At 66.9% G+C, this 19,823-nt stretch carries 22 protein-coding genes and 1 tRNA gene; 8 read left to right on the plus strand and 15 right to left on the minus strand.

Annotated features, from left to right (window positions below; all coding sequences use genetic code 11):
• Positions 1-2: 2 nt before the first annotated feature.
• The 4 genes from thrC to argS are packed head-to-tail and all read right to left on the minus strand — an operon-like array spanning position 3 to position 5,429.
• Positions 3-1,070, minus strand: a complete 1,068-nt coding sequence (gene thrC / locus A7G45_RS29730; RefSeq protein ID WP_260942301.1) for a threonine synthase — start codon at positions 1,068-1,070, stop codon at positions 3-5.
• The gene (locus tag A7G45_RS29735) at positions 1,067-2,386 is read right to left on the minus strand and encodes a homoserine dehydrogenase (RefSeq protein ID WP_043397000.1); all 1,320 of its coding nucleotides are present in this window, start codon (positions 2,384-2,386) and stop codon (positions 1,067-1,069) included. Before A7G45_RS29735 ends, thrC begins: the two co-directional genes overlap by 4 nt.
• Positions 2,383-3,780, minus strand: a complete 1,398-nt coding sequence (gene lysA, locus A7G45_RS29740; protein WP_260942303.1) for a diaminopimelate decarboxylase — start codon at positions 3,778-3,780, stop codon at positions 2,383-2,385. The genes A7G45_RS29735 and lysA overlap by 4 nt, the downstream gene beginning before the upstream one ends.
• A complete protein-coding gene (argS, locus tag A7G45_RS29745; RefSeq protein ID WP_071285533.1) occupies positions 3,777-5,429 on the minus strand; it encodes an arginine--tRNA ligase in 1,653 nt (550 codons plus the stop codon). The genes lysA and argS overlap by 4 nt, the downstream gene beginning before the upstream one ends.
• Before the next feature lie 146 nt (positions 5,430-5,575).
• On the opposite strand from argS, the gene A7G45_RS29750 reads away from it, so the two are divergent.
• Positions 5,576-5,648, plus strand: a tRNA-Arg gene (locus A7G45_RS29750).
• A gap of 276 nt (positions 5,649-5,924) precedes the next feature.
• Here the strand turns inward: A7G45_RS29750 and A7G45_RS29755 are convergent.
• The 3 genes from A7G45_RS29755 to A7G45_RS29765 form a co-directional block, all read right to left on the minus strand.
• Positions 5,925-6,572 (minus strand): DUF1942 domain-containing protein, encoded by a 648-nt coding sequence (locus A7G45_RS29755; protein WP_260942306.1) that lies wholly within the window; start codon positions 6,570-6,572, stop codon positions 5,925-5,927.
• 170 nt (positions 6,573-6,742) lie between these two features.
• Entirely contained in the window at positions 6,743-7,990 is a 1,248-nt protein-coding gene (locus A7G45_RS29760) for an amidohydrolase (protein ID WP_260942308.1), read from the minus strand.
• The gene (locus A7G45_RS29765) at positions 7,987-8,883 is read right to left on the minus strand and encodes an LLM class flavin-dependent oxidoreductase (protein WP_260943316.1); all 897 of its coding nucleotides are present in this window, start codon (positions 8,881-8,883) and stop codon (positions 7,987-7,989) included. Before A7G45_RS29765 ends, A7G45_RS29760 begins: the two co-directional genes overlap by 4 nt.
• Positions 8,884-9,021: 138 nt before the next feature.
• On the opposite strand from A7G45_RS29765, the gene A7G45_RS29770 reads away from it, so the two are divergent.
• The 3 genes from A7G45_RS29770 to A7G45_RS29780 are packed head-to-tail and all read left to right on the plus strand — an operon-like array spanning position 9,022 to position 11,876.
• Positions 9,022-10,335 carry a sensor histidine kinase gene (locus tag A7G45_RS29770; protein ID WP_043987172.1) on the plus strand — a complete coding sequence of 438 codons (1,314 nt, stop codon included), beginning with the start codon at positions 9,022-9,024 and terminating at the stop codon, positions 10,333-10,335.
• The gene (locus tag A7G45_RS29775) at positions 10,323-10,967 is read left to right on the plus strand and encodes a response regulator transcription factor (protein ID WP_043396976.1); all 645 of its coding nucleotides are present in this window, start codon (positions 10,323-10,325) and stop codon (positions 10,965-10,967) included. The genes A7G45_RS29770 and A7G45_RS29775 overlap by 13 nt, the downstream gene beginning before the upstream one ends.
• A gap of 18 nt (positions 10,968-10,985) precedes the next feature.
• The gene (locus A7G45_RS29780; RefSeq protein WP_260942310.1) at positions 10,986-11,876 is read left to right on the plus strand and encodes a DUF4097 family beta strand repeat-containing protein; all 891 of its coding nucleotides are present in this window, start codon (positions 10,986-10,988) and stop codon (positions 11,874-11,876) included.
• Here A7G45_RS29780 and A7G45_RS29785 read toward each other — a convergent pair.
• Both A7G45_RS29785 and A7G45_RS29790 read right to left on the minus strand, forming a co-directional pair.
• On the minus strand, positions 11,863-12,360 hold the full coding sequence (locus tag A7G45_RS29785) for a DUF4232 domain-containing protein (RefSeq protein ID WP_131630781.1): 498 nt from the start codon (positions 12,358-12,360) through the stop codon (positions 11,863-11,865). The genes A7G45_RS29780 and A7G45_RS29785 overlap by 14 nt on opposite strands.
• A 20-nt stretch (positions 12,361-12,380) precedes the next feature.
• A complete protein-coding gene (locus A7G45_RS29790) occupies positions 12,381-13,394 on the minus strand; it encodes a nitronate monooxygenase (protein ID WP_260942313.1) in 1,014 nt (337 codons plus the stop codon).
• Between the two features lie 75 nt (positions 13,395-13,469).
• On the opposite strand from A7G45_RS29790, the gene A7G45_RS29795 reads away from it, so the two are divergent.
• A complete protein-coding gene (locus A7G45_RS29795) occupies positions 13,470-13,859 on the plus strand; it encodes a VOC family protein (RefSeq protein ID WP_043396971.1) in 390 nt (129 codons plus the stop codon).
• On the opposite strand, the gene A7G45_RS29800 is transcribed toward A7G45_RS29795, so the two are convergent.
• Both A7G45_RS29800 and A7G45_RS29805 read right to left on the minus strand, forming a co-directional pair.
• Positions 13,831-14,490, minus strand: a complete 660-nt coding sequence (locus A7G45_RS29800; protein WP_260942315.1) for a maleylpyruvate isomerase family mycothiol-dependent enzyme — start codon at positions 14,488-14,490, stop codon at positions 13,831-13,833. The genes A7G45_RS29795 and A7G45_RS29800 overlap by 29 nt on opposite strands.
• Positions 14,487-15,377 (minus strand): alpha/beta hydrolase, encoded by an 891-nt coding sequence (locus A7G45_RS29805; protein WP_260942317.1) that lies wholly within the window; start codon positions 15,375-15,377, stop codon positions 14,487-14,489. Before A7G45_RS29805 ends, A7G45_RS29800 begins: the two co-directional genes overlap by 4 nt.
• 77 nt (positions 15,378-15,454) lie before the next feature.
• Here A7G45_RS29805 and A7G45_RS29810 point away from each other — a divergent pair, with 77 nt between their 5' ends.
• Complete coding sequence (locus A7G45_RS29810) at positions 15,455-16,075, plus strand: TetR/AcrR family transcriptional regulator (RefSeq protein WP_260942319.1); 621 nt, start codon at positions 15,455-15,457, stop codon at positions 16,073-16,075.
• Between the two features lie 24 nt (positions 16,076-16,099).
• On the opposite strand, the gene A7G45_RS29815 is transcribed toward A7G45_RS29810, so the two are convergent.
• Both A7G45_RS29815 and A7G45_RS29820 read right to left on the minus strand, forming a co-directional pair.
• Positions 16,100-16,567, minus strand: coding sequence for an Rrf2 family transcriptional regulator (locus tag A7G45_RS29815; RefSeq protein ID WP_260942321.1), 468 nt, complete (start codon positions 16,565-16,567; stop codon positions 16,100-16,102).
• Positions 16,568-16,594: 27 nt separating this feature from the next.
• Positions 16,595-17,191 (minus strand): isochorismatase family protein, encoded by a 597-nt coding sequence (locus tag A7G45_RS29820; protein WP_260942323.1) that lies wholly within the window; start codon positions 17,189-17,191, stop codon positions 16,595-16,597.
• 43 nt (positions 17,192-17,234) lie between these two features.
• On the opposite strand from A7G45_RS29820, the gene A7G45_RS29825 reads away from it, so the two are divergent.
• On the plus strand, positions 17,235-17,735 hold the full coding sequence (locus tag A7G45_RS29825; RefSeq protein ID WP_260942326.1) for a hypothetical protein: 501 nt from the start codon (positions 17,235-17,237) through the stop codon (positions 17,733-17,735).
• Positions 17,736-17,807: 72 nt separating this feature from the next.
• Positions 17,808-18,869, plus strand: coding sequence for an IS630 family transposase (locus A7G45_RS29830; protein WP_016895231.1), 1,062 nt, complete (start codon positions 17,808-17,810; stop codon positions 18,867-18,869).
• Here the strand turns inward: A7G45_RS29830 and A7G45_RS29835 are convergent.
• Together A7G45_RS29835 and A7G45_RS29840 are read right to left on the minus strand one after the other, a co-directional pair.
• Positions 18,866-19,135, minus strand: coding sequence for a hypothetical protein (locus tag A7G45_RS29835; RefSeq protein WP_082068031.1), 270 nt, complete (start codon positions 19,133-19,135; stop codon positions 18,866-18,868). The genes A7G45_RS29830 and A7G45_RS29835 overlap by 4 nt on opposite strands.
• 45 nt (positions 19,136-19,180) lie before the next feature.
• Complete coding sequence (locus tag A7G45_RS29840) at positions 19,181-19,789, minus strand: TetR/AcrR family transcriptional regulator (RefSeq protein WP_043987179.1); 609 nt, start codon at positions 19,787-19,789, stop codon at positions 19,181-19,183.
• Positions 19,790-19,823 lie beyond the last annotated feature (34 nt).

Raw genomic sequence — 19,823 nt, forward strand, 5'->3', positions numbered from 1 at the left:
CGTCAGACCAGTCCGAGCTGTTCGACCACGGCGATCGGATCGACCGGGATGGCCTTGACCTCGGGGATGCCCTTGAGTGCGGTATCGGGATCCTTGAGGCCGTTACCGGTGACGGTGCAGACCACGGTCGAGCCGGCCTTGACCCAGCCGTCCTCGATGGACTTGAGCAGGCCCGCGATGCTGGCGGCCGACGCCGGCTCGACGAACACGCCTTCAGCCTTGGCCACCAGGTGGTACGCGGCCAGGATCTCTTCGTCGGTGGCAGCCAGGAAGCGGCCGTCCGACTGCTCTTTGGCGGCGACGGCGCCGTCCCACGAAGCCGGAGAACCGATTCGGATCGCGGTCGCGATGGTCTCCGGGTTCTTGACGGGCTCGCCGAGCACCAGCGGCGCCGCACCGGCGGCCTGCGTGCCGAGCATGCGGGGCAGCCGATCGGAGACGCCGTCCCGGTGGTATTCGCTGTAACCCCGCCAGTAGGCGGTGATGTTGCCGGCGTTGCCGACGGGCAGCGAGTGCACGTCGGGCGCGGCGCCGAGCGCGTCGACGATCTCGAACGCCGCGGTCTTCTGGCCCTCGATGCGGACCGGGTTGACGGAGTTGACCAGAGCGATGGTCGGGTAGTCGGCGGTCAGCTTGCGGGCCAGCTCCAGACAGTCGTCGAAGTTGCCGTCGACCTGAATGATCTTGGCGCCGTGCATGACTGCCTGCGCCAGCTTGCCCATGGCGATCTTGCCCTGCGGGATCAGCACCGCGCAGGTGATGCCGGCACGCGCGGCGTAGGCGGCCGCCGAGGCCGAGGTGTTGCCGGTGGACGCGCACAGCACGGCCTTCTGGCCCTTCGCCACGGCGTCGCTGACGGCCATGGTCATGCCGCGGTCCTTGAACGAACCGGTCGGGTTGAGGCCCTCGACCTTCAAATGCACTGTGCAGCCGGTCAGTTCACTGATCCGCTTGGCGTGGATCAGCGGGGTGCCACCCTCGAGCAGGGTTACCGGCGTCCAGTTCTCGGTGCCGGGCAGACGATCCCGGTAGGCCTCGATCAGGCCGGGCCACGGCTTGTGCACGCTCATTTACTCGTTCCTTCCATGCGCAGCACACTGTTGATGCTCTGTACTGCTTCGTGATCTGCAAGGGCCGCAACGGTTTCCGACAGCGCCTCATCGGTGGCCCGGTGGGTGACGACGACGATCCGGGCGCCGCTGCGCTGGCCGGACTCGTCCTCCATGCCCTCCTGGCGAACCTCGGCGATGCTGACCTCGCGCTTGCCGAATTCGGCTGCGACAGAAGACAACACACCGGGCTTGTCCGCGACGTTCATGCTGACGTAGTAGCGGGTTTCGATGGCGCCGATCGATGCGATGGGCAGCTTGGCGTACTTGGATTCCCGCGGACCGCGGCCACCCTGCACGCGGTTACGCGCAGCCATGACCACGTCGCCCATGACGGCCGACGCGGTCGGAGCGCCGCCGGCGCCGCGACCGTAGAACATCAGCTCGCCGGCAGCCTCGGCCTCAACGAAGACCGCGTTGAACGCACCGTTGACCGAGGCCAGCGGGTGGTCCAGCGGCACCAGCGCCGGGTAGACCCGGGCCGAAACCCGTTGCTTGCCTTTACCGGTGGTCAGGCGCTCACAGATGGCGAGCAGCTTGATGGTGCAGCCCAGCGCCTTGGCGGACTCGAAGTCAGCGGCGCTGACCTTGGTCATGCCCTCGCGGTAGACATCGTCGGCGGTGACGCGGGTGTGGAACGCGATGGATGCCAGGATCGCGGCCTTGGCAGCGGCGTCGTAGCCCTCGACGTCGGCGGTCGGGTCGGCTTCCGCGTAGCCCAGCACACCCGCTTCGGCCAGCGCGTCGGCGTAATCGGCGCCGGTCTCACTCATCGCCGACAGGATGTAGTTGGTGGTGCCGTTGACGATGCCGGCCACCCGCAGCACCACGTCACCCGCGAGCGACTGCGTGAGCGGACGGATCACCGGGATCGCGCCGGCCACGGCCGCCTCGAAATACAAGTCCACGCGCGCCTTTTCGGCGGCCTGGGCGAGTTCGCCGGTGGACTGGGCCATCAGCGCCTTGTTGGCAGTGACCACCGACTTGCCCTTTTCCAGCGCGGCCATGATGGCCTTGCGGGCCGGCTCGACGGGACCCATGAGCTCGATCACGATGTCGACGTCGTCGCGCGAAACCAGCGCCTCGATGTCGTCGGTGAGCAGGTCGACCGAAACGCCGCGACCCTTGGCCACCTTGCGGACGCCGACGCCGCGCAGCTCCAGGGGCGCACCGATGCGAGCGGCCAGGTCGTCGGCGCTGTTCTCGATGATGCGGACCACCTCGGTCCCGACGTTCCCGAGTCCGAGAACTGCTACGCCGATTGGCTTTTCACTCATTGACCACTCACCTCCAGGCTCAACAGGTCTTCGACGGTCTCCCGACGCAGGATCAGCCGTGCGTTGCCGTCCTTCACCGCGACGACGGCGGGACGGGTCAGCAGGTTGTACCGGCTGGACATCGAGTAGCAGTAGGCGCCGGTGGCGGCGACTGCCAACAGGTCACCGGGCCCCACATCGTCGGACACCCAGGTGTCGCGGACGATGATGTCGCCACTCTCGCAGTGCTTTCCGACGATCCGGGCGAGGACCGCGGGGGCGTCGCTGACGCGCGACACCAACCGGGCGTCGTACTGGGCGTCGTACAGCGACGGCCGGATGTTGTCGCTCATGCCGCCGTCGACGCTGACGTAGCGCCGGTACTTGTCGGCCGAAACGGCAACGTCTTTCACGGTGCCAACTTCGTACAGCGTGATGGTGCCCGGGCCCGCGATGGCGCGGCCGGGCTCCACGACCAGCTTGGGCGTGGGCAGCCCGACGGCCGCCGACTCGGCCTTCACGATGGCCTTGAGCTTGTCGGCGAGTTCCTTCATGGGCGGCGGGTCATCGCTGGGCAGGTACGAGATACCCAGTCCCCCACCGAGATCCATGACCGACATCTGCGCGGTCTTATCGACGCCGAATTCGGCGACGACGTCGCGCAGGAGGCCGATGACGCGGTGGGCGGCGATCTCGAACCCGGCCACATCGAAGATCTGCGAGCCGACGTGGCAGTGCAGACCGACCAGCCGCAGGTTGTCGGTGGCGAAGACCTTGCGCACCGCGTCCATCGCCGCACCGCTGGCCAGCGACAGACCGAACTTCTGGTCCTCGTGGGCGGTGGAGATGAACTCGTGGGTGTGCGCCTCGACACCGGGCGTCACGCGGACCAGGACGTCCTGGACGACGCCCGCCGCACCGGCGATGGCCTCCAGGCGTTCGATCTCGATCTCGGAGTCCAGCACGATGTGCCCGACGCCGGCCTTGACCGCCGCGGTCAGCTCAGGAACCGATTTATTGTTGCCGTGCACGGTGATTCGCTCGGCCGGGAAGTCGGCGTGCAGGGCCACGGCGAGCTCGCCGCCGGTGGCCACGTCGAGGCACAGGCCTTCCTGCGCGACCCAGCGGGCAATCTCGGCGCACAGGAACGCTTTTCCGGCGTAGTGCACGTGCTCGCCGCCACCGAAGGCGTCGGCGATCTCGCGGCAACGGGACCGGAAGTCGTCCTCGTCGATGACGAACAGCGGCGTGCCGAACCGCTCGGCCAGTTCACCGACGGTGACGCCGGCGACGCTGACCTGGCCATCGGCACCCCGAACCAGGTTGCGCGGCCAGACATTCGAAGCCAGCAAGTTGACCTCGTCGGCGGACCGTGGCTTCTCCGGCACAGTGTTGCCGGTCGGCTGCCCGCTCACATCCGCTCCGGAGCGGTGACGCCGAGGATGTGCAGACCGTTGGCGATGACCTGGCGGGTGGCCGCGCACAGCGCGAGCCGGGCCCGGTGCAGGTCACTGTGCTCTTCGTCGCCCATCGGCAGCACGCGACAGGAGTCGTAGAACCGGTGGTAGTCACCGGCCAGGTCCTCCAGGTACCGGCACACGCGGTGCGGTTCCCGAAGGGACGCAGCGGTTTTGAGCACCCGCGGGAACTCGCCGATGGTGCGCATCAGGGTGGCTTCACGGTCGTGGTCGAGCAGGTCGAGGTGACCGAGGTCCAGCCCCAGGCCGAGGTCTGCGGCGTTGCGCGCCAGGGCCGAGAGCCGGGCGTGCGCGTATTGCACGTAGTAGACCGGGTTTTCGTTGGACGCACTGGCCCACAGGCCCAGGTCGATGTCGATGGGGCTGTTTACCGACGACCGGATCAGCACGTAGCGGGCCGCGTCCACGCCGATGGCGTCGACCAGGTCTTCCAGGGTGATCACGGTGCCGGCGCGCTTGCTCATGCGCATCGGCTGGCCGTCCTTGACCAGGTTGACCATCTGGCCGATCAGCACCTCGACGGTGGCCGGATCCTCACCCAGCGCGGCGGCGACGGCCTTCAGGCGGCCGATGTAGCCGTGGTGGTCGGCACCGAGCATGTAGATGCACAGGTCGAACCCGCGCTGGCGCTTGTCCAGGTAGTACGCGATATCGCCGGCGACGTACGCCGGGTTGCCGTCACTCTTGATGACGACGCGATCCTTGTCGTCACCGAAGTCGGTGGTGCGCAACCAGATTGCGCCGTCCTGCTCGTAGATCGAACCGTTGTCGCGCAGCTTGTCGATGGCCTGCTGCACCCGGCCCGAGGTGTGCATCGAGTCTTCGTGGGTATAGACGTCGAAGTCGGTGCCGAAGTCGTGCAGCGACTGCTTGATCTGACCGAACATCAGATCCACGCCGACCTCTCGGAAGACTTCCTGGCACTCGTCGGCCGGCAGCTCCAACGCGTCGGGCCGCTTGGTCACCACGTCGGCGGCGATGTCCTTGATGTAGTCGCCGCCGTAGCCGTCCTCCGGGGCCGGCTCGCCCTTGGCGGCCGCGACCAGCGAGCGGGCGAACCGGTCGATCTGCCCGCCGTGGTCGTTGAAGTAGTACTCGCGGACGACGGTGGCGTCCTGCGTGGCCAGCAGGCGGCCCAGCGCGTCACCGACGGCGGCCCAGCGGGTGCCGCCGATGTGGATGGGTCCGGTCGGGTTGGCCGAGACGAACTCCAGGTTGATGTGGCGGCCCTTGAGCTCCTCGGACGTGCCGTAGCTCGCCCCGCCGCCCAGGACGTTGAGGACGACGACGCTCTGTGCGGACGCCTCGATGCGCAGGTTCACGAAGCCCGGACCGGCGATGCTGGCGTCGGCGATGCCGTCGGCGTTGATCAGGGCCTCGGCCAGCCATTCGCCCAGCTGACGCGGGTTGACGCCGACCTTCTTGCCCAGCTGCAGCGCCAGGTTGGTGGCGTAATCACCGTGCTCAGGGTTGCGCGGACGCTCGATGACCACTGTTTCGGGCAGCGCGGCAATGTCCAGGCCGTGTTCGACCAGGACCGCTGCGGCGGTGTTCTTTAGCAGTTCAGCCAGATCGGCGGGGGTCACGGGGGTCCATCCTATGGGCTGAGCTGCTCACGCTTGTCATCGGTCGTCCGCTGGTCGGTAGGCACCTAGCACCGATTCGGGAGGCAGACCACCGATGCGCTAGTCTGTGATCGCCCAACGGCGCCGCTGGCTCGCCAGCATCAAGCGCCCCCGTAGCTCAGGGGATAGAGCGTCTGCCTCCGGAGCAGAAGGCCGCAGGTTCGAATCCTGCCGGGGGCACTTTCCAGCCAGTGCGCTGCTTTCCCGCACAAATTTCCACGTAACGACCGCTGATCAGGCGTCTGTCGGCAATTTCGTCCCAAGAAATCGCCCAGCGCTCCGGCGCAGTCTGTCCTCACTAACAAGCACGAGGACGGACCAGATCATGAACCGACGAATCGCAGCATTGGCAGCCGCCTCGTTGGCGACCAGCGCGGCATGGCGCCGGCAACTCCCGCCCGGGCCGGCCCGTTGCCGCCGCACACGCGGTGCCCGGGGTGAGCAATCAAAGATCGCTCAGCGACGTCCGCTACCGGAGTTGTAGCCGGGCGAGGCCACGTCCGCTTCCGACAGATCGAACGGCGCCGGAGCGACGACTTCCGGGGCAAAGAAATTGCCACCGGTCGGAGTTCCGACCTCGGCAGGCGCCGGCGCGCTCTCGGCCGGTGGCGTGCTGATGATCTCGCTGGTCCCGACCGGGGTGTCCGACTCCTCTTCCGATACGCCGCCGACCGGACTGCGAGGCACCCAGACCAGCAAGTCCTGCATGCCGTCGTTGTAGACGACGCTGTTCGGCACGTCGCCGACGACGTCGAAATAGAGCTTGCCGGTCGTCGTCCCTCCAGGCGGTGCCGACCCGACGCCGCCGCCGATGACCCGGTAGTTCGCCCCGCTCTCGGCACGGGCGTTGAAGAAGCCGACGATCGGGTTGGCCCAGCCGCCGAGCCCTTCGACTGTCACGGTCGCTGAGTAGAGCTGACCGTTGTGGGGCACGGGGTCCGAACTCGGCTTGAGCCCCTTGACCGTGTAGCCGATCTCGTTCAGCGTCTCCTGCTGGCCGAATGGCTTGATGTTGTTGGCCGCCGAGGCGGTGCCTGCGGTTACGCCGGCCATGCCGAACACGATCGCGGCGATGCCGACGGGCGCCACAAGTTTGATCTTCACGGTTACTCCCGTTCCCACACCGAGGAAGTTTTCAAGGCGGACGTTACCCCGATGCACCACTGTGCAAACGCAACTTGCGCAAGATCGAAGCCGAGTGCTCGAGGCTCTGCGGCCATCGCGCTGTGCGTGCTGGCCGCGTGTGTCTTCGAGATCGCCTACCGCCCAAAGGACTACAACCAGGACAGCGCGGCCACCACGAGCGCCTCGGTGCCGGTGTCCAGCGTCGGCTGAATCACCGGGCCGAATGTCGGCGAGTGATTCACCGGGATGTCCTGGCTGATCCGGCCGGCTTCGGCCGCACGAGTGAACTCGGCGGCATCGATACCGCCGAACATCCAATACGTGTACGGCACGCCGAGGGCCCGTGGGATGTCGCTGAAGTCCTCACTGGCGGCCGCCGGCGGGACGGTCAGCGCGCGGTCGCCGAAGTGCTCGACGAAGGCGTCGTGGGCGCGGGTCGTGACGGCCTCATCGTTGTCGGTGACCGGAAACTGGTCGTAGAAGTCGAATTCCGGCTCCTTCGGTGAATCCGAGGCCTGACATTCAGCGATGACGATCCGCTTGATCGCGGCGATGACAGCGGTGCGGACGGCGGCGTCGTAGGTGCGCAGGTTCAGTTCCAGCACCGCCTGGTCACCGATGATGTTGCTCTTGGTTCCCGAGTGGATGCTGCCGACGGTGAGGACGACGGTGTCGGTGGGCGCCACCTCGCGGGACACGATGGTCTGCAGCCGGATCACGATCATGGCGGCGAGCACCACGGGATCGATGGTGGCGTTCGGCATGGACCCGTGGCCCCCGCGCCCGTACACCGTGACGCGGATGCTGTCGGCCGCAGCGAGTATCGGGCCGCTGCAGGTGCCGACGTATCCGGCCGGGGCGGGGGCGACGTGCTGGCCCAGCGCCACGTCGACCTTGCCGACGATGTCCGCCAGCCCGTCGGCGACCATGCCGGCGGCGCCGCCGCCGAGTTCTTCGGCCGGCTGGAACAACGCAATCGCCGTGCCCTGCCAGTGATCTCGCCCGTCGGCCAGCAGCGCGGCTGCGCCCAACAGGCAGGTGACGTGGGTGTCGTGACCGCACGCGTGCATGACGGGGACGTCCTTGCCTGCGGCGTCGGTGGCGTGCACCGTGCTGGCGTAGGGCAGCCCGGTGGCCTCGGCGACGGGCAACGCGTCCATGTCGGCGCGCATCAGTACCGACGCGCCGTCGCCATTGCGCAGGATGCCCACCACGCCGGTGCCGCCGACGCCCTCGGTCACTTGGTAGCCGAGCTCATTGAGCCTGTCCGACACCAGTTTTGCGGTGCGGTGCTCCTGGTGCGACAACTCGGGGTGCTCATGCAGGTCCCGGTACAGGTCCTCCTGCCAGGCCCGCACCGTGGGCAAGCCGGCCAGCACGTCCGTCGCACGGCTCATAGCGATGCCTCTCCGGTGAAGTCCTTGACCACGTCGGCCACCCGGCGCAGCTGGTCGATGTCCGAACTGGTGGGAATCAGATGCACCTCGTCGGCGCCGATGTCATCGAATTTCTGCAGCACGTCGAGCAATTCGTCTTCGGTGCCGGCCCAGCCGGTGGTGGGTGCCATCGCGTCGACGTATTCCTCGGGAATCCAGTTCATGTACCGGCGCAGGTGGCGGTGCACCTGGTCACGTGCGGTGTCCTTGTCACCGAGGGCGAACCAGAAGGAGGTGGCCAAGTGCGGCTTGGGTTTTCCCGCCTCGGCCCACGCCGTGCGAGCGACGTCGAACAATTCGCTCTCGCGCTCCATGCTGAGGTCCAGCGTCGTGCCCGCCATGCCGTCGGCCCAATTCGCCGCACTGCGTATGGTTTTCGGCCCGATGGTGCCCACCAATAGCTGCGGGCCGCCGGGCTGCACCGGCTGCGGACCGACGGGCAGCACGGAGTCGGTGAGCTTCTCCCCCGCCCAAACCCGTTTCATCAGCGCGACGCGCTCGGCCATGCCGCGCATCGTCTGGGTCTTGGGGTCGGCGCCGACGGCGTTGTAGTCCTCGTGTCGGCCCCCGACACCGATCCCGACCGTGAGCCGTCCGCCGCTGAGCAAGTCACCGGTGGCAAGCGCTTTGGCCAGCATCACCGGATCGTGCAACTGCGGGACGATCACGGTGGTGACCAGGCGCACCCGGTCCGTCCAGGCCGCGAGTGCGCCGAGCAGGGTCAGTGAATCCGGGTTGTCGAAGGCGATGCGCTCACCCCAACACAGGGACGAGAATGGCCCTCCGTCGATCACGCGAGCCCACGCCGTCAGCGTGGCCGCGTCGAGGTTGGACTCCATCACTGGCATCGTCATCCCGATCTGCACACAGCCGATTCTGGCACGCGCGTCCAGTGCACGGTCCGAGTTGGCGAGTCGAGTGGGGGTTTNCCCCCACTCGACTCGAGGGAAAACGCCGTGTCGCCAGGCACCGCCAGTGCCTAGGTTGGAGGCATGGTTGTAACAGCTACTGGCACCGCTTCGGCCGAGCCGATAAATCCGACGACGGCACCGCCAGCGCGGCGCGCACCAGACCTCGGCATCGTCCCGACCGCGTCGATGATCGTCGGCGCCATGACCGGCATGATCTGGTTCTGGATACCGCTGTCGCTTCTCATCCTCACCGTCAGCTCGATTCCCTCGGTGATCGGGACCGTGTTCGGTGGGGTGGTGTTTGTCTACGCCGTCCGTGCCACCGACCGGGTGGAGCGGGTGCGCAGCGAAGCCATCTTCGGCTTCGGCATCGCCGTTCCGTACCGAAAGATGACTCCCTACACCGGTTTTCAAGGGTGGGCGCATCAGCTCTGGCTAGACGTGAGCAGCGGCCGATTCTGGAAGGTGTTGGCGCACAGCTACCTGCGCATGGCTTTCGACATCTTCGCGGTCGGGTTGGCGTTCACCCTGCTGGCCTTCGCGCTGATCGGTCCTGCCGCCGCGACCGCCATCCATAACAGTGACCCGGCCGCCGGGTTGAGCTTCATCTCGCCGCCGTTGTCCTGGCTGCTGGCCGTCATCGCGATGGCGGCCGCCGGAGCCATCCTGGTGTTCGGCCCGAGGGTGGACGCGGTCATCGATCGGTGGCTGCTGCCGGCCTCGCCGACAGCGGCACTGCAGCACGAGGTGACCGCCCTGCACCAGGCCCGCCGCGGCGCGGTCTCATCGGCGTCCACCGAACGGCACCGCATCGAACGCGACTTGCATGACAGTGTGCAGCCCCGGCTCGTGTCGTTGGCCATGACGATCGGGCTGGCGCAGACCAAACTCGACTCGGATCTGCCTGAGGCTCGCAAGCTGATCGCCGAAGCCCACGACGACGCCAAGGCCGCGCTCCTCGAACTACGAAATGTGGTGCGCGGCATCGCGCCGACGATCCTGGCCGACCGCGGCCTGGACGCCGCGCTGTCGGCGGTGGTCCAGCGCACCGAAACAGCCGGGGTGCCAGTGACGCTGGAACTGCAACTGCCGAAACGCTTTTCCGATGAGGTCGAGTCGTGCGCATACTTCGTCGTCGCCGAGTCGTTGACCAACATCGCCAAGCACGCCCACGCCACCCACGCCGTCATCTCGGTGCGCTACCACGAGCCCACCGACCAGTTGCACATCTCGATATTCGACGACGGGATCGGCGGGGCCCAAACCACCGGTGACGACACGACGGGCCTGCGCGGGCTCGGCGAGCGGGTACGCGCGGCACGGGGCACCTTCGCTGTCTCGAGCCCCGAAACCGGAACGACGACCGTGACGGCGGTGCTGCCATGCGCATTGTGATCGCCGAGGATTCGGCTCTGCTGCGCGCGGGCATCGAGCGCATCCTGATCGACGCCGGCCACGACGTACTCGCCGGAGTACCCGACGCCACGGAGCTGCTGCGCGCCGTCAACGAGCACCAGCCTGACCTCGTCATCGTCGATGTCCGGATGCCACCGACCTTCACCGACGAGGGCATCCGCGCCGCCGCCCTGCTCCGCAGCCAGAATCCCGAGTCACCGGTGTTGGTGTTGTCGCACTACGTCGAAGAACGGTACGCAGCTGACCTGATCACCTCGGACACAAGGGGTTTCGGTTATCTGTTGAAGGACCGGGTCGCCGACGTCCCGGCGTTCCTGGACGCCGTCACCACGGTGGGCACGGGCGGCACTGTCCTGGACCCGGAAGTGGTGTCGCAAATCCTGGTGCGCACGCACCGCCGCTCCACCCTCGCGGTGCTCACCCCGCGCGAGCAGGAGGTGATGCAGCTGATGGCCGAAGGCAAGACCAATTCGGCCATCGCAGCGCTACTGCACATCTCGATCGGCTCCGCGGAAAAACACATCGCATCGATCTTCACCAAGCTGGACCTGACCCCCGACGACAGCGAGAACCGTCGCGTCCTCGCCGTCTTGCGCTACCTCGAATCCTAAAGAGAGAAAAGGATATTCATGACTTCCAATTTGGACTTCGAACCAGTGACCGGGCCGGCCCCTGCGGCCAAACCGCCCACACTGTCACCGGGAGCGCGCTCGGCGATCCGCACGATTCTGGTACTCGTCGCGTTGGTCGTGACCACATCGGCTGCGCTGGGACTCGGTGGGTTGGCCTGGGGTATCGGCTCGGTACGCGTCGCCGCCAACTCCGAGACACTGCCGGCCGATCTGAGCTCGCTGACCATCGATACCGGCGATCTGCCGACCGCCATCCGGATCACCAGTGATCGCAATGTCCGCGAACCGCGCGTCCGGATGCGGCTGCTGAACTCCGCGCAAAACGACGAGCAAGCGCTGAAAGTCACGCGGAACGGCAGCGCAGTCAGCCTGACCGTGGCCGGTTCACCGTCCCCGCTGTTCAACTTCGGCCCGCCCGGGGAAATCACGGTGACGCTGCCGCCCTCTGCCGCACACCAGCTTTCCGTGACCACCAAACAGCAGGTCGGCGCGCTGCTGACCCAGACCAATCTGGACCAGCTGACCGTGCACAACACCGACGGCGCGGTGATCCTCGGTGGCAACGCCCGGCGGATCGAAATCCACACGCAGAGCGCCGATGTGCAGACCCGCGACCCGATCGTGGTCAGTGACGCCTTCATCGCCGACTCCACCGATGGCCACATCGCCGTGGACTTCAAGGAGATCGCCCCACGCACCGTGGACATCACCACACAGAGTTCTGACGTCGACATCACCCTGCCGCCGGGTGGGCCGTACCTGGTTCGGGCGGAGGCCGGCGATGATGCGAAAGTGCGAGTTCCTCAGACCAGTGACGCGTCTCGCGCGGTTGCACAGATCACCGCACGCGCCCCCGAGGGCAGCGTCGCCGTCACTACGCGCCGGTGAACGGCCCTACTCGCAACGTCGGGTATGCCGTACTGGCACAGGCGGTATCGGCGTGGCCGACGATGATCGGATCGGTCTCACCCGGCAGGTTGACCTGTAAACCGCTGACCGGTACAGCATTACAGTCGGCGGGGAAGTTGCCCGCGTTGACGATGCCCAGGTTCGCCGACGTGGACTGGCCGGGTCCGATCACCACGACGCCGATGGTGGTTTCCACTTCCTGGCTGGCGGCCACCCCGACCAGATGATTGTCCGAGCCTGCGATGAACGACACCGCCGGATAGCCCGACATGCTGCACGGGGCGTCCCCGGAGTTCTTCAGGATCACCGGATAGAAGGTGGTGCCGGCGGCACCGTCGGGCGGGCCGAGGCTCGGCGTCAATTGGGCACTGGCACAACGCGGCACCTGTACGGGGTCGGCATGAGCGACGGTGATCGGCCAGACACAGGCCACCGCCAACGGGATCGCCACAACGGATCGCATGCCGGCTCCTTTCACGACGCTCACACCAGTCCGGCCATGATGTCGGCGACCGACCCCGACCGGATTTTGCGGAATCCGGTGCCCGCCCACACATTTGTGCCGTCCGGATCGCCGGCCGCCACGGCCCCTTTGCGCACCGGGCTGGTGAGGTAGTGCACCTCCGGATAGGCCAGCGGCGCGTGTTCGTCGTGCTCGTCGATGAACCGGTTACGCAACCCCCGCGCGTAGCGCCCCGAGAATGCCTTGGTGACAACGGTTTCGGTGAACCGCGGATCGACGAGTGCGGCGCGGTGCACCGGGCTGGAGCCGGACTCGTCGGCGAGCAGAAACGCCGTGCCGAGTTGTGCGGCCACCGCACCGGCCGCGATCACGGCGGCGACGTCGTCGGCCGTCATCAGACCGCCGGCCGCGACCACCGGCACCGTCGTCGCGGCGAGCACGTCGGCCAGCAGTTCGGTGAGTGCCTGCGTCGCGGGCGCGGCCAGCGGGTCGTAGGTGCCGCGATGGCCACCGGCGCCGGGCCCCTGAACGGCGAGCGCATCGACACCCGAGGCGACGGCCTGCACCGCTTCGGCCCGTGTGGTGACCGTCGCGACCGTGGTGATGCCGGCCTGCCGCAACCGCGCGCACTCACCGGCGGTGGGCCCGCCGAAAGTGAACGACACGACCTCGGGTCGCAGGTCGGCGACGACGTCGAGCTTGGCGGCCCAGTCGTCGTCGTTAAATTTCGGATCGCCGAGTGCGGCGCCGTAGCGGGTGGCTTCACCGGCGAGGTCGGTTGCGTAGCGCTCGATCTCGCCGGGCCGGGCGGTACTGGGCTGCGAGGCAAAGAGATTCACGCCGAGCGGGCCGGAGGTCAGCGCGCGGGCGGCGGTGATCCGATCGGAGAGGGCCTGGGCGGTCAGGTAGCCGGCCGCCACGAATCCCAGACCGCCGGCTGTCGAACCGGCGGCGGCCAGCTCAGGCGTCGTCGGCCCGCCGGCCATGGGCGCAACGATGACCGGAACTGCCAGCTCTCGCAGGTCGAACGCCATGCCTAGATCATGACAGGCCAGGACCTCCCACACCGGCAGTGACGCGGCACGCGCGACGGGGTAGAACAGAGATCTATGGCCATCACCTTCAACCACACCATCGTCCACTCGACTGACCGCTCGGCCGCGGCCACTTTCTTCACCGAGCTCTTCGGCCTCCCGCCCGCGAAAGAAGCCGGGCATTTCCTCGCTGTCGAACTCAACCACGGCGTGGGCCTCGATTTCGCCCAGATGCCGGAGGGCACCGCCGTTGTGCCCCAGCACTACGCGTTCCTGGTGTCCGAGGACGAATTCACCGCGATCTACGGCCGGATTCGTGAACGCGGGCTGGAGCATTGGGCCGACCCGCGGGCACAGCACCCCGGCGAGATCAATCACAACGACGGTGGCCGGGGCGTCTACTTCCAGGACCCCAGTGGGCACTACCTGGAGATCATCACCCGGCCGTACGGGTCTGGCGGCTGAGCAGCCGGTCGGCCAGTATCTCGGCGCCTGCTCCCCGCAGCCGAGGCAACACCTTCGGCCGGTTGCCCAGGACCGAGATCAGCTCGGCGGCCGTCCCCTCCACGGTCGGCCCAGCATTGCCGTGGCGCCATCCCGTGTCGACGGCGACAAGCCGCAGGTCCTGGCTGTTGCGATAGGCCGGAACGAACTGGTTGGGGAAGGCCACCTGGGTGTCCAGCACCGCATTCAGCAGGTGCGGTGGGATGTTCGGTTCCCGGCTGGTGGCGAACAGGATGTCCAACTCATGGGTGATGTGGTCGCCCAGCAGGAGCCGCGCCGGAAAGTACCTACCGACTCCTTCCGGACGTGCACTGACTGCGCGGAAATCGGTCAAGAGCGCTTCTGCGCTGCGGTCCCGCGCCGCGTCCCTGGCAATCGCGGTGTTGGCGCGATCGAAATTCCGGTGCCGGACCAGCGCACCGAGAAACGTGCCGACGGGATGGCTGCATCCGACCACCAGATGCCCCAACACCTCACGATTGCTCCACTCCGTACACAGGCTCGGCGCGGCCCATTCTTCGGGGGTCAGTCCGGCGGCGACGTCGGCGAAGCGTTCATCGTTGGCGCGCAATACATCTCGCGGCGATATCACAGATGCTCCTTCAGAAAGGCGACCTGATCGTCGAGCACTCGCCGCACCAGCGGCGGGTGATAGATCGCGAAGTGGTCGGATTCGTAATGCCGGGCAATACCCCGCGGTGCTCGTTGGGCCACCAGTTCGGCGTAGCGCGGATCCATCAGCGTCTCGCCGTCGCAGACGCACACCAGCAGTGGCGCCTGCACCCGCGCCGCGTGGCTCAGCGCCGATCGCGTGATCAATAGCGCTGCATCGACGGCCGTCATTCGATTGTCGAAGGCCGCTCCGTCGGGCACCGTCGAGCGCCACCCGTCCTCCGCTCCGGCGACTGTCACCATCGCATCGGTACCGGGCTGCCCGACGATCGGCACGTAGCGACGGCCGCGCCGGAATGCCGCGCGCACCACGTCCTCGGCGATCGCCGGCGTCAGCCGTAGCGCTCCGCGGATGCCGACGGTCCCGGCCGCCGCCGGCCCGTGGGTGATCGGGCATTGCACCACCGCCGCGGCGATATCGCTGCGGCTACCGGCCACCCGCACCACATTCATGCCGCCGAGACTGGTGCCCCACAAGCCGATTCGGCCGGCATCCACGTGCGGGAGTCGCTGCAGAAAGTCGATGGCGGCGGCGACGTCACGGCATTGTTCGGGGATCGAAATTCGTTGCCGCGGTTGACCTCCGGATGCTCCAGTGAATCGGTAGTCGAAGGACAGCACCGCGATGCCCGCGGCGGCGAAGTGCTGCTCGTATTGCGGCAGCATCATCTCGCGGGTAGCGCCGAGACCGTGTACCAACACCACGGCGGGGTGCGGCCCAGGGGTCGGCGGCAGCGTGAGCCAGGCGGCACACCGGTCACCGCCACTGTCGAAGTCCAACCGCTCGACTGAAATCGCTGATGTCATGACAACTCCTCGCATAAGTACGTTGTACGTATGAACTACACTTCAACACGTACGACGTACTTGTCAAGGGGTTGCTCATGCGCGCACGGTTCACCAGGGACGAAATCGCTTCGGCCGCACTGCGAATCGTCGATGAATCGGGATTGTCGGCGCTGAGCATGCGGAGCCTGGCGAGCACACTCGGGACCGGTCCGATGACGATGTACAACTACGTCGCCGACAAGGAAGGCCTGGAGGAACTGGTCGTCGCCGCGGTGGCGGCCGGCATCGTCGTCCCCGAACCGACTGACGACTGGGCGGCCGACGTGCACGCGACGGCGTCCGCGATGTGGCGCGGCGTCCGCGCGCATCCCGCAGCCATCCCGTTGGTCCTGACCCGGCGGATGAATTCGGCAACAGGATTCGGCATTGCCGACGCCCTGGTCGGCGCATTGGGGCGCGCAGGGCTGTCAGACGCCGACCGGCTGTCGGCTTTTCACGCGGTACTCGGGCTGGTCACGGGGTCAGCGCAGGCCCAGCTGGCCGGTCCCTTTTCCGGCGACGCCGCCGAAACCGCAGCCCGTATCGGGTCGGCGGCCGGGGCCCAGTACCCGCACATCGCCGCGCTGTCCGAGGTGGCCGTCACCACGTCGGTCGAGGACGATTTCGACGGCGGCCTGCGGATGCTGATCGCGGGGATCGCCGCGGCGGGCAGTTAGCGCACGCTCGCGGGAAGTAGCCGGCTAGTGGCCGCGGCGGGCTTCCTGCGTCCGGTAGTCCCCCGCCAGCGCGCTGACGTGGTTGGGCAGGTGGCCCGTGGCCACGTCGGCCAGGCTGGTTTGTTCGAGCACCGAACGCATGCTGGCCCGCAGCGCCCGCCACACATCGGTGAGCGAGGCCGTCGGTCCGGAGTACGGCAGGTCCCCCAGCCCCATGTCCCGCACGCTGGCCAGTGGACCGTCGATGCAGCGCAGGACGTCGGCGATGCTGATGTCCGCGGCCGGGCGGGCCAGCTCGTAGCCGCCGTCGCGGCCGCGGTGGCTGCGCACCAAACGGTCGGTACGCAGGTTGGTGAGGATGTCGACCAGGAACTGCGCCGGGATGCCCTGTGCCTTGGCCAGGTCGTCGGTTTTGACCAGCACACCCGCGTCGGCGGCGGCCAGTTCGACCATGGCGCGGACGGCGTACTCCGCCTTGGCTGACATCCGCATCAGCCAATCATGCCATTTCAGGTCGGATTAGTCCGGAATAGCGGCTGCGTTGGGGGCCACCACTGCCACCAGATCGGCCAGCCCGGCGAGGCTCGCCGCTTGCAGCGCCGCAGCCGGCACCGGCTGACCGTCGGGGCCGGCCAGGGCGCGGGTCGCCGTCGCGGCGGCCACGACCGTCGGTGCGTACCCGAGACTGAACGCGCCGCGGGCGGTGGAGTTCACGCACATGTGCGTCATGAACCCGGCCAGCACCAGGTTCGACGCGCCGAGGGCCTTGAGCCGCTCATCTAGTTCGGTCTGCACGAACGAGTTCGGGTACTGCTTGACGATCACCGGCTCGTCGCCGCGCGGAGCCACCCGATCGACGATGGCACCGATATCGGCACGGATGTCGTAGAGCGACCCCGGCCCGTCGTCGTGCTGGATATGAATGACGGGAATGCCGGCGGCGCGGGCCCGGTCGAGCAGTGCTGCAGTCTCATCGAGTGCGGCCTGCACGCCCTCGAGTTCCATCACCCCGTGCGTGTAGGTGTTCTGACAGTCGATCAGCACGAGAGCCGAGTCCGCGAGGCTGACGGGTTCGACAGGGAGACTGGACAATTCACGCAGAGTCGGGCGGGTCATATTGGTGAGCGTACCGGTGCGTGGCGGCGGTTAGGCTGTATTCGTGGGGCTACCAGACTGGTCAAGGCCAAAGATCATGCTGGTAATGCTGGCCATTGCTGTGCCGATCATGGTTCTCATTGCTGTGAGCAAACGGGACAGTTCGAGTGCACCGCAACAGCCAGAGGTCAGCGCCGACTGCCAACAAGTCGACCAAGCTGTGCGGCATTGGGCACTCGCCCTGCCGTCCATTCAGTTCGGCCTGACCCGGGCCGCTGATGCCGTCACCATTTCGCGTGATGCTGCCGCCGCGGCGGCCTCGGTACGCAATGACGCGGCATCAATCACCGATATGTCATTGCGCAACAAGGTCACTACGCTCGCGGACAAACTCGACATGGTCAGTCGAGGCAATCCGAGTGCGCCGCCGGACGGGTTACCCGACCAGACCTACATGGGTGGATACCAGCCGATGCTGCCACTCGTGCACCAGCTCAAAGTCGCGTGCCCGAACATCGGCAACGATCCAGTACCGGCTGGCCTCCCCGCCGGGCCGACGAAATAGCTTCAGCCGAAACGGCTTTCAACCACTAGTGTCGCGCGTCATTAATTAGTTTACAGTGTGCGATGATGGTGTATGCCGTCATCTGCGTTGGTGATCAGTGATGAGGATCGTGCGACATTGCAGTCGTGGACACGGTCCTCGACGATGCCTGCCGGCCATGTTGAGCGGGCCCGGATCGTGTTGGCCGTGGGCGATGGTGCGGGCACGTCGGGAGCGGCCCGACTGGTGGGGGTGTCGCGGCCGACGGTGATCAAGTGGCGGGATCGGTTCGCCGCGTTAGGCATTGACGGTCTGGACGATGAACCCCGTAGTGGTCGACCTAAGACTGTCGATGACGCGGCGATCCTGGCGGCCACACTCGATCCGCCGCCGGATTCGTTGGCGGTGACGCACTGGTCGAGTCGTCTGCTGGGTAAGTACCTCGGCGTCGGGGATGCCACCGTGGCCCGGGCGTGGCGACGCTACGGGGTCAAACCGTGGCGCCGCCAGACGTTCAAGTTTTCCACCGACCCCGAACTGGAAGCCAAAGTTCGTGACGTCGTCGGGCTGTATCTGAACCCGCCCGAGAAAGCGATCGTTTTGTGCGTAGACGAAAAATCGCAGATTCAGGCACTGAACCGGACCCAACCGATCCTGCCGATGCGCCCGGGTCTGCCAGAGAAGGCCACACACGACTACCAGCGCAACGGCACCGCGACCCTGTTCGCGGCACTGGAGATCGCGACCGGGAAAGTGACCGACCGCTGCTATGAACGTCACGGCAAAGCCGAGTTCCTCGACTTCCTCAAGACCGTGGCCCGGGCGTATCCGAGGCGCCGGCTACATGTGGTGTGCGACAACTACCACACCCACAAGCATGCGGACATCAACGCGTGGCTAGCCAAGAATCCGCGTGTGACACTGCATTTCACCCCGACATCAGGTTCCTGGCTGAACATGGTCGAAGTGTTCTTCTCGATCATCACCCGCCAAGCGATCCGCCGGGGATCGTTCGACAGCGTCAAAGAACTCATCGCAGCCATCGGCGCATTCATCGACGGTTGGAACCAACGTTGCCACCCATTCGTGTGGACCAAGACCGCCGACGAAATCCTGCCCCACGCCCGTAAAACAAATTCAGACGCGCGACACTAGTTGTTGCCGTTGATCCCCGGATGCAGACCAGGTGCCACGCTCGGCGCACCCGGCGCGGTGACCCCTGGCGTGAACAGGTTGCCGCCGGTAGGGCTGATGCTCTTCTCTGTCGCCGTCGGCGAGGGAGAGGTCGTGGTGGTCGTGGTCGTCGTGGAGGGCGATTGCCCGCCGTTGCTACTACAACCTGCGGTGAGCACCCCCATCGCAACAAGGGCGGCGCCTCCGGCCGCGGCCATCAACCGACGAGTGGACAGATGTGTGCTCATACGAACCCAAACTAGCCCTGACCGGCAGTTATCGCCACCGCTAGCTCAGCCCTGCTGCCCCAGGATCGCGGCGCCCAGCCAACGCCGGATGAAAGCCCGCAACTCCTCGGGAGTTCGTCCGTCTCCGGCCGGCGCCAGGAAGTAGGACAGCATGATGCGCAGCGTGAATTCGACCAGATCACGCAGCGCCACGTCGTCGTATCCATAACTGGCCCAGTCGACGTCGAATCGGGTGATCATCTGCATGCCGAAGTCCTGCGCCTCGGCAGAAGCCAGGTCGCTGCTGTGCGCGCCGACGTACGGCGCCGACATCAGGATGCCCAGATGCGGCGTGCGGGTCACCGCGTCGAGTGTGTAGAGGACACCCTCTGTCATCGCGTCGGCCGGATCGTGGATCCCCCGCACGTGCTCGCTGAGCTGGTCCAAAAAGCCTGCAACCGAGGCGATCGCGGCAGCCCGCATCAGCTCGTCGGCCGTCGGGAAGTAGCGGTACACCGTCTGCCGGATGACTCCGAGCGACTCGGCGACATCGGCGATGGTGATCGCCGTGCCCGTCGTGGACAGCAACTCGACCGCAGCCGCGACGATGCGCCGCGTCGCCTCTTCGTCGTCGGCGGGCGGCTCCCCACCCCAACCGCGACGTTTGCGTGCCATTCGCCGGACGGTACACGTCGGACCCCACCCGGGC

This window comes from Mycolicibacterium llatzerense, from assembly GCF_025331195.1.
Taxonomy (GTDB): Bacteria; Actinomycetota; Actinomycetes; order Mycobacteriales; family Mycobacteriaceae; genus Mycobacterium; species Mycobacterium llatzerense.